This window comes from Sphingomonas bacterium (assembly GCF_903642285.1).
Lineage (GTDB): Bacteria > Pseudomonadota > Alphaproteobacteria > Sphingomonadales > Sphingomonadaceae > Sphingomonas.
In genome coordinates, this window is the sequence record NZ_CAHJWJ010000016.1 from 11,985 (window position 1) to 24,843 (window position 12,859).

The window sequence follows — 12,859 nt, forward strand, 5'->3', positions numbered from 1 at the left end:
GCGATGCGTGTCCGCAAGCGCGCAACCGGCGGGTGCGGCGGGACGTTGTCGAGACACTTCAATCGCGAAAGAGAACGCCATGGTCCGTCACGCCTTGCTCGCCACCTTGATGATCGGAACCGCGTGCAGCGCGCAGCCGCAGCAGGCCGATCGAGGAAACTCCGCGGTTCAGGGTCCGCAAGGCCCGCAGCCCGCGGGCGCGGACCAGCCGGTGCCGCAGAATGCGCCCGTCACCAATATTAGGAATGTGCCCGCGACGACGGGTCGCGCGAACCTGCCGCAGACGAAGCCGCCGTTCACGGTCCAGATGATCGGCCAGTTCGATGAACCATTCGCGATGGCGTTCCTGCCGGACGGTTCGCTGCTGGTGACGGAGAAGGGAGGAACGCTCAAAGTCCGCTACCCAGACGGTGCGGTGCGTGATGTAGCTGGCGTACAGGCGGTGGCGGCCGGAGGACAGGGCGGACTGCTCGATGTCGCGGTTGCGGCCGATGGCACGATTTACCTCAGCTATTCCGAACCGGCTCCGGTCGGCAGTCAACTCGTCCTCGCCCGCGCGAACCTGGGAGTCTGGACTGCGGGTTGCCACGTCGGAAAGGCTGCGGATTGCCCACCCGGCGAGACCCATCATCCCATGTTGCTGAATAACCCGACTGTCATCTGGCGTTCGGGCTCATATGGCCCCGGTGGCCAGTTCGGCGCAAAGATAACATTCGCCCCCGACGGCAAATCGTTGTTCCTGACCTCGGGCGAGCGCCAGCGGTTCAGCCCGGCGCAGGACCCCGACCAGGCGCTCGGCAAGATCCTGCATCTGACGCTCGACGGCAAGGCGTGGCCTGGCAATCCCGACTACAAGGCGGGCGGGGTGCGCGCACAGACCTGGACCAGCGGCCACCGCAATCCCTACGGCCTCGTCTTCGTCCCCGACGGACGGCTGTGGGAGGAGGAGATGGGGCCAAAGGGCGGCGACGAGCTGAACCTGATCGAACCCGGTCGCAACTATGGCTGGCCGATCGTCTCGAACGGCGACAATTACAGCGGGCGGCCGATCCCCGATCATCCGAGCCGCCCCGATCTCGCGGCACCGGCCCTGTGGTGGAACCCTTCGATCTCGCCCGGCGGGATGATCTATTATTCGGGCGCTATGTTCCCGCAATATAAGGGATCGCTGTTCATCGCCGGCCTCGGGGACGAATCGCTGATTCGCGTCGCGCTGGACGGCGCGAGCGCGAAGGCGATGGACCAATGGGGCATGGGCACGCGCATCCGCGATGTAGCGCAGGCACCCGACGGCGCGATCTGGCTGCTGGAGGACGGCGGAAGGGGTTCGGGCGGCCGGCTGCTGCGGCTGACGCCGAAGGGTTAATAGGAGACGCGCACGCCGTTCATCGCTGCCATCTCGTCGGCATCGGGCGCTTCCCACATCGCCTCGACAAAATCGAACATCTCGCGGGTGATCGCGAAGCCGAGCTGCGTTTCCTCGCCGAGCCGCGTATTGCGCTCAGCCACACGCCCCCAACGCTCGTCCGGCAAGACATCGAGGAAATGCAATCGAACGGCCAGTCCTTCCGCGGCCGCGCGTTCGGCTGATCGCGTACGCGCTTGGCGTGTCGTAAGCCCGACTTCCAGGACCGACGGCACGCCGCGATGCGCGGCATCGACCGCGATACGCCAGATCATCGCGCCGGCACGCTCGACCCGCGCGATTGCCCATTCTGGATCGATCGGCTGCGGCGAGTCCATCCAGAACAGCGCGGTCATCCATTCGTCGATGGAAAAGCGCAGCGCGCCAAGTTCGTCGGCGAGCCGTATCGCATAGGTCGTCTTGCCGGCACCGGTCGATCCGCAGATCAAATGTACGGTCGCGGCGCTCAACGGATCACTCCCGCGCGATCAGGTAATTCATCCGCGCCGCGGCGATCGGTTTGGTGCGATCGTCCTGCCAGGCGATCGCCTCGACATTGGCGACGCGGGTGCCGAGCCGGGTAACGATGCCCATGCCGTAGGTGGGCTTGTCGCGCCCGCCGCGCATGTAATCGACGGTGACGTTGACCGGCTTGATCCGGGCCCCCGGCTCCGTAGCCCCGTCATCCGCCAGCGCATGTCGAAGCGCGGCGATCGCCGCCATTTCCAGCAGCCCGCCGATGGCACCGCCGTGCAGGAAACCGGGCCGGCCGAGGACCTCGTCGCGGAACGGCATGACCAGTAACGGCGTCCCGTCGTCGCCAGTCTCGACGGTCAGCCCGAGCAGTTCGGCATAGGGCGGCAGCGCGGCCGTCATGCGTCGAGCACCATGAACGTGCCCGCGACATGCGCGAGCGGATCGGCCGGGTCGCCGTCATGCGCCTGACCGCGCACGAATGCGATCGACCGGGTCACGCGGATGCATTCGCCGCGCCCGATCACCGTCCGGTCAGGCGTCGCCGGACGCAGATAGTCGACGCGCAGGTCCAGCGTCGCCTGCGGGGAGAAAACGCCGCGCTTCACCCAGACCGACATGCTGGTCGCCATGTCCATCAGCGTCAGGATCGGACCGGATGCGATGATACCGCGCGACGGATCGCCGATCTGCGCGGCGTCATAGGGCAAGGCGAGTTCGACCCAGCCATCGCCCTGATCCTGATAGCCGATACCGAGCAGCCCGGCATGACCGCCCATTTTGCCGCGCATGAAGCGCTCGAGATCGAAACCCGCCATCGCGTGGCGCTCTACACGAGGGGGCACCGCGTGCAACATTGCGGAGCGGGGCGGCGAGCGATAGGTCGGCGGGATAACGACGAGAGGATGCGCGCCATGACCGAATGCGTGACGATCGCGGTCGCCGACCATGTCGCCGACGTTCGCCTGGCGCGCGCGGACAAGATGAACGCGCTCGACGCCGCGCTGGTCGACGGCATCGCTGGCGCGGTCGAGCGGCTGGCAGGGATGACGGATGTCCGCTGCGCAGTGTTGTCGGGCGAGGGGCGGGCGTTCTGCGCCGGGCTCGACATGGCATCGATGCAAAGCGGGGGATCGGGGAACGCGCTTGGCGAGCGTACGCATGGCCCCGCGAACCTGATGCAGCATATCGCCTGGGGGTGGCGGACGCTGCCGATGCCGGTGATCGCTGCGGTCCACGGCGTCGCGTTCGGCGGTGGTTTTCAGATCATGTCGGGCGCGGACGTCCGCATCGCTGCGCCGGGCACGCGCTTTGCGGTCCGCGAGACGCATTGGGGTCTGGTACCGGACATGGCGGGGGTCGCGCTGTGGCGGACGCTGGCGCGCGACGACGTGCTGCGCGAACTGACCTACACCGCGCGCGAGTTCGACGCGGACGAGGCGCTGCGCCACGGCTTCGTCACCCGCATCGCCGACGATCCGCGTGCCGAGGCCATGGCGCTCGCGGCCGTGATCGCTGGCCGTAACCCGCAAGCGATCCGCGCCGCGAAGCGGCTGTTTACGCTTGCCGCGGATGCCGATGGTGATACGCTGCTTCAGGCGGAAAGCGACGAACAGATGGCCATCATCCGCACCCCCAACCAGCGCGAGGCGGTAATGGCGAACATGGAAAAACGCCTGCCCCGATTCGCGGATTGACCGGGATGGACGTCGGCCACGCCATCGCCACGCGGCGCTCCGTCCGCGGGTTCCTCGACCGGCCGGTGCCGCGCGAAACGCTGGAGTCGCTTGCCATCCGCGCCGCACGCGCCGCGACGGGGGGCAATCTTCAGCCTTGGCATGTCGACATCGTGATGGGGGATACGATCGCCGGGTTGAAGGCGACGATGGCCGGGAAGCTGGCGCGCGGCGACATCGAGACGGCGGCCTATGCGGTCTATCCGCCGAAGCTCGCCGCGCCCTATTCGGACCGCCGCGCCGCGATCGGCGAGGCGCTGTATGGCCATCTCGGCATCCCGCGCGAGGATCGCGATGGACGCCGCGCCTGGTTCGCGCGCAACTTCCGGTTCTTCGGTGCACCCGCCGCCTATTTCGTGACGGTCGATCGCGGCATGGGACCGCCGCAATGGGCGGACCTGGGGATGTATCTCCAGAACCTGATGCTGCTGGCGGTCGAGGCGGGCCTCGCGACGTGCCCGCAGGAATGCTGGGCGATGTATCCCGATACCGTCGGCGCGGTGATCGAGACGCCGGCGGAGCGGATGCTCTTTTGCGGGGTGGCGATCGGGTATGAGAACGTCGCTGAACCGGCGAACCGGACTCGGAGTGCGCGCGCCGATAAAGCGGAGTGGCTGACGATCAGGGGGGCGTGACGATGTGGGGATTGGCGATGGCGGCGGCGCTGGCGACCGGGGCGGCGGGCATTCCGGTCGAGGCACCGGGACCGAACGGGCCGCTGGCCGGGACGCTGCTTGGCGAGGGCACGGGGCGACCGGTCGTTATCATCGTCCCCGGCTCGGGGCCGACCGACCGCGACGGCAACAATGCATTGGGGATTACGGCCGCGCCCTATCGTCTGCTCGCGGAAGCGTTGGCCGCGAAGGGCGTGGCGAGCGTGCGAATCGACAAGCGTGGGATGTTCGGTAGCAAGGCCGCGATCCCCGATGCCAATCATGTCACCATGGCGGACTATGCCGCCGACGTTCACGCCTGGGCGAAGGTCATCCGCGCGCGCACCGGCGCGCCGTGCGTCTGGGTACTGGGGCATAGCGAGGGTGGGCTGGTCGCGCTGGTGGCTGGGCAGGATGCGACCGATATCTGTGGGCTGATCCTCGTCTCCGCCGCGGGTCGGCCGCTGGGCGTGGTGCTGCGCGAACAGATTGCGGTCAATCCCGGGGCTGCTCCGTTGTTACCGACGCTCGACGCTGCGATCGCGGCCGCGGCGGCAGGGCGTCCGGTCGATCCCGCCACGCCGCCGCCGATCGCCCGGCTTTTCCCGCCGCAACTCGCGACCTATTGGCAAAGCACGCTCGGCTATGACCCGGCGACGCTGATCGTGGCCTATCATGGGCCGGTGCTGATCCTCCAGGGGACGCGCGATATCCAGGTGTCGGTCGCGGATGCCAAGCGTTTGGCGGCGGCGGATCCGCGCGCGCATCTCGTGCTCGTCGAGGGTGCGAACCACGTGCTGAAGCATGTCGGCAGCGACGACCGGGCGGCGAACGTCGCGACCTACAGCGATTCCTCGCTGCCGATCGCGGACGGCTTCGTCGCACCGATCGTGGCGTTGGTCTCGCGTCGCTGACGCTTATCTACCGGATCAGTCGCTAGAGTCGTCATCCCGGGCTCGTCCCGGGATTCAGGGCCTCGAACGAAACTGCCTGCCGCTCTGGATGCCGGGACCCGCCCGGCATGACGGAGGGATCAGCGCGCCGCGTTGCCCGTCCGGCTGCCACCACCGCCGCCGCTACGGCCGCCGCCGGAGCGACCACCGCCGCCGCCCGGAGCACCGCGACCCTGCCCGCCGCCCCGGCTGGCGTTCGCATAGTTGCGGCCGGTATTGCTCCCCGTCGGGCTCGGCGCATGCGTGGCGCGTGGCCGTGCAGGCCCGCGTGGCTGGCGGGGGCGATCATCGCGCGGGGCGGGGTCGTTGCCGATCGCCTGCACCCGGGTCGCCTTGATCCTGTTCGCCTGCGCCATGAAATCCTCCGGCAGCGCCTCGACCGCGATCTTCTGACGCGTCACCTTCTCGATGTCGCGCAGATAGGGCCGCTCGTCGTCCGCGCAGAACGATACCGCGATGCCGCTCGCACCCGCACGCGCGGTCCGGCCGATGCGGTGAACATATTGCTCCGCCACATTGGGCAGTTCGAAGTTCACGACGTGGCTGACGCCCGACACGTCGATCCCGCGCGCGGCGATGTCGGTCGCGACCAGGATCGGCACCTGGCCCGACTTGAACGCGGCGAGCGCGCGCTCCCGCTGCGGCTGGCTCTTGTTGCCGTGGATCGCGTTGGCGGCGATGCCGTTGCCCGCCAGCAGCTTCACGACGCGGTCGGCACCATGCTTGGTGCGGGTGAAGACCAGCGCACGGTCGACGCCCTCGCCGCCGAGGACGATCGTCAACAGCGCCTGCTTCTCCGCCTGGTTGACGAAGGTGACATATTGATCGACGCGCTCCGCCGTCGTCGCCGCGGGCTTGACCGATACGGTCGCGGGTTCGTGGAGGAACTGGTCCGCCAATTCACGGATCGCGACGGGCATGGTCGCGGAGAAGAACAAGGTCTGGCGCTTGCGCGGCAGCATGCGGACGATCTTGCGCAGCGCATGGATGAAGCCGAGGTCGAGCATCTGATCGGCCTCGTCCAGCACCAGGATCTCGATCGTCGACAGGTTCAGGAAGCCCTGTTCGACCAGGTCGATCAGGCGGCCCGGCGTGGCAACGAGGATGTCGACGCCGCGGCTGACGTCCTGGCGGTTCTTGTTGATGCTGGTACCGCCGAACACGGTCGCGACCGACATCTTCGAGAATTTCCCGTAATCGCGCGCGCTGTCGGCGATCTGGCCGGCGAGTTCGCGGGTGGGGGCGAGGACGAGCATGCGGCAATGCGTCGGCAGGATGCGCTTCTGCGATCCGACGAGGCGCTGGATCGACGGCAGCACGAACGCCGCGGTCTTGCCGGTGCCGGTCTGCGCGATGCCGAGCAGGTCGCGGCCCTCGAGCAGGATGGGGATGGAATCGCGCTGGATCGGCGTCGGGGTTTCATACCCCTTCGCCTGGAGCGCGCGGACGAGGGGTTCGGCGAGGCCGAGTTCGGAAAAAGGCATGATATGCTTTCGACTGTGCCGGACTCGCGCGATCGCAGATCGACGCACGAGTGGCGGTGGTGGTTGACACCCCGCGTGAAAAGGGAAGCCCGTTGATAACGACCAAGGCGGAGCCTGGACGCGGCGTTTGCCGCTGTCCGATCACGCTGCATTACGTCTCGATCGTCGGCAGATGCCGGATCGGGCGCGAAATGTCAAGGTCGTGCCACGTCGCCCGCAATAGCGCGACGACATGCCGCGCGAATCCAGCTTTCGCTGGGACGGCGCGCGTGGTGCGGCTACTACCCCGGAAAACGGGAAGAGGATCGACGCATATGAAACTGGCCAGCCTCAAACAGGGGCGCGACGGCGCGCTTGTCGTCGTCTCCGACGATCTCGCCTGGTGCGCGGACGCCGCGCATATCGCGCCCACGTTGCAGGCCGCGCTCGACGATTGGGACCGGCTGTCGCCCGCGCTCGAAAATCTCGCGACCGATCTGGCGCACGAGATGATCCCGATGCGGCGGTTCCACGAACATGCCGCCGCATCGCCCCTGCCGCGGGCGTATCAATGGGCGGACGGTTCGGCCTATGTGAACCATGTCGCGCTCGTCCGGCAGGCGCGCGGGGCGGCGATGCCCGACAGCTTCTGGCACGATCCGCTGATGTACCAGGGCGGGTCGGACGGGTTCCTGGCCCCGCGCGACCCGATACCGCTGGCGGACGAAGCCTGGGGCTGCGACCTGGAGGGCGAGGTCGTCGTCGTGACCGGCGACGTACCGATGGGCGCGAGCCGCGAGGCGGCGCTGGACGCGATCCGGCTGGTCGGGCTGACCAACGACGTCAGCTTGCGCAATCTCATCCCGGGCGAACTCGGCAAGGGCTTCGGCTTCTTCCAATCCAAGCCTGCGAGCGCTTTCTCGCCGGTGTTCGTCACGCCCGGATCGCTGGGCGACTGGTGGCAGGACGGCAAGCTGCACCGTGTCCTGAAGGTCGATCTCAACGGTCAACCCTTCGGCCGCGCCGACGCGGGGCAGGACATGACGTTCGATTTCGGCACGCTGATCGCGCATGCCGCGAAGACCCGCGCGCTCGGTGCCGGGACGATCGTCGGGTCGGGTACCGTCTCCAATCGCGGCGCGGACGGCGGACCGGGCAAGACGATCGCGGATGGCGGCGTCGGCTATTCCTGCCTCGCCGAATTGCGGACGATCGAGACCATCGCCAGCGGCAAGCCGGCGACGCCGTTCCTGAAGCGCGGCGACGTGGTGAAGATCTGGGCGGAGGACGACAGGCATCACCCGATCTTCGGGGCGATCGAACAGACGGTGGGATGAGGGCATCGTGTCCTCCTGCGTTCGCAGGAGAACGGGGCGGAACGGCACGCTATGCCCGGCCGTTTAACGGACGAAGGAGACACCCCCGTGCCCACCGACAAGACCACCGCCATCCCGCCCGACAACGGCACCCGCGCCTCGGTCGACCCGCGCACCGGCGAAGTGCGCGGCAGCGGCGTCGGTGCGGGCGGCGGCAGTTCCGGAGAGGATCCGAGCAGCGATTCCGCGGCCGGCGATGGCCAGCCCGCCAACGGGATCGATGCCGAGAAGACCGCCGAATGAGCCGTCCGGCATATCCGGCTCGCTTGAAATTCAATTACGACGGAGCGAAGGCGGCGCGCAGGCCGGCATGATGCCCGCACGCGACAATATGGAGGGACTTATGGCCAGCGATACTCGGCGCGCCAATCTACGGCCGCTGTCGCTCCATGTGCCCGAACCCAAATTCCGCCCCGGGGACACCGTCGATTTCGCCTCGGTCGCGGTCCCACAGGTCGATGCCGCGCGTCGCCCCGATACCGCGGCGGCGGCATCGACATTCGTCGAGCTGTCTTATGGCCTGGTGCGCGTGCTCGGGGAGGATGGCCATGCGGTCGGCGCGTGGAACCCACGACTGCCCCCCGATCTGCTGCGGCGGATGCTGCGCAGCATGGCGTTGACCCGCGCGTTCGACGAACGGATGTTCCGTGCCCAGCGCCAGGGCAAGACGAGCTTCTACATGAAGGCCACGGGCGAGGAAGCGGTCGCGGTCGCGGCGGCCTATGCGCTCGATTACGACGATATGTGCTTCCCGTCCTACCGTCAGCAGGGGCTGCTGATCGCGCGGAACTGGTCGCTGGTCGACATGATGAACCAGATCTATTCGAACAAGGGTGACCGGTTGCAGGGCAAGCAATTGCCGATCATGTATTCGGTGAAGGAGGCGGGCTTCTTTTCGATCTCGGGCAATCTCGCCACGCAATATCCGCAGGCGGTCGGTTGGGCGATGGCGTCGGCGGCGAAGGGCGACACGCGGATCGCCGCGGTATGGTGCGGCGAGGGATCGACCGCGGAGGGCGATTTCCATTCCGCCTGCACCTTCGCCAGCGTCTACCGCGCGCCGGTGATCCTCAACGTCGTGAACAACCAATGGGCGATATCGAGCTTTTCCGGGTTCGCGGGCGCGGAGGCGACGACCTTCGCGGCGCGCGCGATCGGCTATGGGATGGCCGGGCTGCGCATCGATGGCAACGACGCGCTGGCGGTGTACGCTGCGACCGCCTGGGCGGCGGAGCGCGCGCGGACCAACCATGGACCGACGCTGATCGAGCATTTCACCTACCGCGCGGAGGGGCATTCGACCTCGGACGATCCCGGCCAGTACCGATCGGAGGGCGAGCCCAACGCCTGGCCGCTCGGCGATCCGATCCGGCGGCTGAAGGAGCATCTGATCGCGATCGGCGAATGGGACGAGGAACGCCACGTGGCGCAGGACAAGGACCTCGCCGACCAGGTGAAGGCCGCACAGAAGGAAGCCGAGAAGAACGGCATCCTCGGTCACGGCCTCCATCAGCCGCTGGATACTTTGTTCGACGGGGTGTTCGAGGAGATGCCATGGCATTTGCGCGAACAGCAGGCGCAGATGATGGCGGAAGAGGCCGCAAGCGGCCGGCCATGGGATCGCAAGTGATGGCCATGGTCCTCCGCGGCGCAGCCGCAATCCATCCTTCTTTTCGTGTCTTCGTGTCTTCGTGCGAGGCAATCTTATTTTTTCTCGCACGAAGACACGAAGACGCGAAGAGTAAGAAGCATTTTGAGGCCGCTGGCGCGGCGGATATCCTGCGATGACCGAACCAACCACCCGCATGACCATGATCCAGGCGATCAACTCCGCCATGGAGGTCATGATGGAGCGCGATCCGGCGGTCATCGTGATGGGGGAGGATGTCGGCTATTTCGGCGGCGTGTTCCGCGCGACCGCAGGGCTACAGGCCAAATTCGGCAAGACGCGCGTGTTTGACACGCCGATCACCGAATGCGGCATCATCGGCGTGGCGGTGGGGATGGGGGCTTACGGCCTCAGGCCCGTGCCCGAGATCCAGTTCGCGGATTACATCTACCCCGCGCTCGACCAGTTGGTCAGCGAGGCGGCGCGGCTGCGCTATCGCTCGGCGGGGGAATTCACCTCGCCGATCACGGTGCGGTCGCCGTTCGGTGGCGGCATCTTCGGTGGCCAGACGCACAGCCAGTCGCCCGAAGGGATCTTCACCCATGTCTCGGGGATCAAGACCGTCATTCCCTCGACGCCTTACGATGCCAAGGGCCTGCTGATCGCCGCGATCGAGGACAACGACCCCACGCTCTTCTTCGAACCCAAGCGCATCTACAACGGTCCCTTCAACGGCCATTGGGATCGCCCGGCGGAAAACTGGTCGAAACATCCTGCGGGTGAGGTGCCGACCGGCTATTACAAGATCGACCTCGGCAAGGCGAACGTCGTGCGGCCCGGCGAGGCGCTGACCATCCTGTGCTACGGTACGATGGTGCATGTCTGCACGCAGGTCGTCGCGGACGCGGGCGTCAATGCCGAGATCGTCGACCTGCGCACGCTGGTGCCGCTCGACATCGAGACGATCGAAGCGTCGGTGAAGAAGACCGGCCGCTGCATGATCGTCCATGAGGCGACGCGCACCGGCGGCTTCGGTGCGGAGCTTTCGGCGCTGGTGCAGGAGCGCTGCTTCTACCATCTGGAAGCCCCGATCGAGCGCGTGACGGGCTTCGACACGCCCTATCCCCACAGCCTCGAATGGGCGTATTTCCCCGGTCCCGTCCGTATCGGCGAGGCGCTGAAAAAAATCATGAAGGACGCCTGATGGCTCGTTTCACCTTCAAGTTGCCGGACATCGGCGAAGGCATCGCCGAGGCGGAGATCGTCGCGTGGCACGTGGCTGTCGGCACCTACGTCGAGGAAGATCAGAACATCGCCGACATGATGACCGACAAGGCGACGGTCGAGATGGAGTCGCCGGTTTCGGGCATCGTCGTCGAACTGGCGGGCGCGGTCGGCGACCAAGTGTCGATCGGTTCGGCGTTGGTGGTCATCGAAACGGATGCCGTCGTCGAGAGCGACGAGACGGTCGCGGCACCCGAGACGGCCGCGCAGGAAGAGACGGCCGAGCAGTATGAGGCGGAAAATCCCGGAGTGGCGGAGGAGCAAATCCTCCCCGGTACGGGGAGGGGGACCGCCAGCGAAGCTGGTGGTGGAGGGGGCGTGCCACGAGCGATGTCGCCCGAGGAAGCCCCCCTCCACCGTCCTGCGGACGGTCCCCCTCCCCGTGCCGGGGAGGATTTCAAGGCCCTCGCGTCGCCCGCCGTCCGTGCGCGGGCGAAGGACTTGGGGATCGACCTCGCGTCCGTCAAAACCGACTCCGACCGCGTCCGTCATTCGGACCTGGACGCGTATCTCCGCTACGGCGCGGGCCAGGGGTATAACGCGCCGAACGCCAGCCGCGCCCGCGCCGACGAGCAGGTGAAGGTCGTCGGCATGCGCCGCCGCATCGCCGAGAACATGGCCGCGTCGAAGCGCGCGATCCCGCATTTCACCTATGTCGACGAGATCGACGTCACCGCGCTGGAGGCGATGCGCGGGGATCTGAACGCGAACAGGGGCGTGCGGCCGAAACTGACGATGCTGCCGCTGCTGATCGTCGCGATCTGCCGCTCGCTGCCCGAATTCCCGATGCTCAACGCGCGCTACGACGACGAGGCCGGCGTGGTGACTCGTTCGGGCCGCGTCCATCTCGGCATGGCGACGCAGACCGATGCCGGGCTGACCGTCCCGGTGATCCGCGACGCGCAGGACCGCAACGTCTGGCAGCTCGCGACCGAGATCGGGCGGCTGGCGGACGCGGCGCGCGCGAACAAGCTGAAGCCCGACGAGATGGGCGGCGGGACGATCACCGTCACCTCGCTGGGGCCGCTCGGCGGAATCGCGACGACGCCCGTCATCAACCGCCCCGAGGTCGCGATCATCGGCCCGAACAAGATCGTCGAACGCCCCGTTTTTGCCAAAAAGGAAGGTGGGGGCGACGATATCCGCCGTGCGAAGCTTATGAACCTGTCGATCAGCTGCGACCACCGCGTCGTCGATGGCTGGGATGCGGCGAGCTATGTCCAGGCGCTCAAGCGCTATCTTGAGACGCCGGTGCTGCTGTTCGCCGATTGATGGCGGCGCGTCGGCTGCCGCCGGTATTGGCGGGTGCGGGGATCACCGCGGTAGCGGTCGCGCTGGTGCTGGCCGTCGGGTTCGCGGTCGATCACTGGCCGTTCGCGTTCGACCGCGCCATTATCACCGGGCTGCGGGCCTGGGGCGGGCCGGCATGGTTGCCGTCGCTGGCGATCGACGTGACCGCGCTCGGCAGCCCGCCGGTGCTGGCGATCCTGGTCGCGGTCGTCGCCGGCCTGTTGCTCGTCACCGGGCGAGCTCGGACCGCAATCATCACGATGGTCGCCTGCGCTTCGGGCGGGGCGGTGGTCAGCCTCGTCAAGATAGACATCGCCCGGCCGCGACCGACGTTGGTGCCGCATCTCGTTCCCGCCGCGCATGCCAGCTTTCCCAGCGGCCATGCGGCGGGCAGCGCGATCGTCTACATGACGCTGGCCGCGCTTGCGACGCGCCTGACGGACGACCGCGCGGTGCATCGCTATATCGTCGGCATCGCGGTGCTGCTGGTCGCAGCCATCGGGTGCAGCCGGGTGTATCTGGGGGTCCACTGGCCGTCCGACGTGATGGCCGGATGGAGCTTCGGGACGCTATGGGCGCTCGGCTGGTGGTGGGCGACCGCGCGGATGCGGTAGCA

Annotated in this window: 14 protein-coding genes; 10 read left to right on the forward strand and 4 right to left on the reverse strand. The window is 67.4% G+C overall.

What is annotated here, in order from left to right:
- The first annotated feature begins 79 nt into the window (after positions 1–79).
- Complete coding sequence (locus HUU99_RS09455) at positions 80–1,366, forward strand: PQQ-dependent sugar dehydrogenase (protein ID WP_174286333.1); 1,287 nt, start codon at positions 80–82, stop codon at positions 1,364–1,366.
- Here the strand turns inward: HUU99_RS09455 and HUU99_RS09460 are convergent.
- The 3 genes from HUU99_RS09460 to HUU99_RS09470 are packed head-to-tail and all read right to left on the reverse strand — an operon-like array spanning position 1,363 to position 2,697.
- Complete coding sequence (locus tag HUU99_RS09460; RefSeq protein ID WP_174286334.1) at positions 1,363–1,875, reverse strand: AAA family ATPase; 513 nt, start codon at positions 1,873–1,875, stop codon at positions 1,363–1,365. The genes HUU99_RS09455 and HUU99_RS09460 overlap by 4 nt on opposite strands.
- A 4-nt stretch (positions 1,876–1,879) precedes the next feature.
- On the reverse strand, positions 1,880–2,281 hold the full coding sequence (locus tag HUU99_RS09465; protein WP_174286335.1) for a PaaI family thioesterase: 402 nt from the start codon (positions 2,279–2,281) through the stop codon (positions 1,880–1,882).
- Complete coding sequence (locus HUU99_RS09470) at positions 2,278–2,697, reverse strand: PaaI family thioesterase (RefSeq protein WP_254603092.1); 420 nt, start codon at positions 2,695–2,697, stop codon at positions 2,278–2,280. Before HUU99_RS09470 ends, HUU99_RS09465 begins: the two co-directional genes overlap by 4 nt.
- Positions 2,698–2,793: 96 nt before the next feature.
- On the opposite strand from HUU99_RS09470, the gene HUU99_RS09475 reads away from it, so the two are divergent.
- The 3 genes from HUU99_RS09475 to HUU99_RS09485 are packed head-to-tail and all read left to right on the forward strand — an operon-like array spanning position 2,794 to position 5,182.
- Entirely contained in the window at positions 2,794–3,576 is a 783-nt protein-coding gene (locus HUU99_RS09475; protein ID WP_174286336.1) for a crotonase/enoyl-CoA hydratase family protein, read from the forward strand.
- Between the two features lie 5 nt (positions 3,577–3,581).
- Positions 3,582–4,250, forward strand: a complete 669-nt coding sequence (locus HUU99_RS09480; protein ID WP_174286337.1) for a nitroreductase — start codon at positions 3,582–3,584, stop codon at positions 4,248–4,250.
- On the forward strand, positions 4,226–5,182 hold the full coding sequence (locus HUU99_RS09485) for an alpha/beta hydrolase (RefSeq protein ID WP_254603094.1): 957 nt from the start codon (positions 4,226–4,228) through the stop codon (positions 5,180–5,182). Before HUU99_RS09480 ends, HUU99_RS09485 begins: the two co-directional genes overlap by 25 nt.
- Positions 5,183–5,301: 119 nt before the next feature.
- Here the strand turns inward: HUU99_RS09485 and HUU99_RS09490 are convergent, their stop codons facing one another.
- Entirely contained in the window at positions 5,302–6,705 is a 1,404-nt protein-coding gene (locus tag HUU99_RS09490; protein ID WP_174286338.1) for a DEAD/DEAH box helicase, read from the reverse strand.
- Between the two features lie 314 nt (positions 6,706–7,019).
- Between HUU99_RS09490 and HUU99_RS09495 the strand changes: the two genes are divergently transcribed.
- From HUU99_RS09495 to HUU99_RS09520, 6 genes are all read left to right on the forward strand, one after another.
- Entirely contained in the window at positions 7,020–8,021 is a 1,002-nt protein-coding gene (locus HUU99_RS09495) for a fumarylacetoacetate hydrolase family protein (RefSeq protein ID WP_174286339.1), read from the forward strand.
- Positions 8,022–8,108: 87 nt separating this feature from the next.
- Positions 8,109–8,303 carry a hypothetical protein gene (locus HUU99_RS09500; protein WP_174286340.1) on the forward strand — a complete coding sequence of 65 codons (195 nt, stop codon included), beginning with the start codon at positions 8,109–8,111 and terminating at the stop codon, positions 8,301–8,303.
- 100 nt (positions 8,304–8,403) lie between these two features.
- Positions 8,404–9,690, forward strand: a complete 1,287-nt coding sequence (locus tag HUU99_RS09505; RefSeq protein ID WP_174286341.1) for a thiamine pyrophosphate-dependent enzyme — start codon at positions 8,404–8,406, stop codon at positions 9,688–9,690.
- A 175-nt stretch (positions 9,691–9,865) separates the two neighbouring features.
- Positions 9,866–10,873: an alpha-ketoacid dehydrogenase subunit beta gene (locus HUU99_RS09510; protein WP_174286393.1), complete on the forward strand. Its 1,008-nt coding sequence runs from the start codon at positions 9,866–9,868 to the stop codon at positions 10,871–10,873.
- Positions 10,873–12,225, forward strand: coding sequence for a dihydrolipoamide acetyltransferase family protein (locus HUU99_RS09515; protein ID WP_174286342.1), 1,353 nt, complete (start codon positions 10,873–10,875; stop codon positions 12,223–12,225). The genes HUU99_RS09510 and HUU99_RS09515 overlap by 1 nt, the downstream gene beginning before the upstream one ends.
- Positions 12,225–12,857: a phosphatase PAP2 family protein gene (locus HUU99_RS09520; RefSeq protein WP_174286343.1), complete on the forward strand. Its 633-nt coding sequence runs from the start codon at positions 12,225–12,227 to the stop codon at positions 12,855–12,857. Before HUU99_RS09515 ends, HUU99_RS09520 begins: the two co-directional genes overlap by 1 nt.
- Positions 12,858–12,859: the final 2 nt, after the last annotated feature.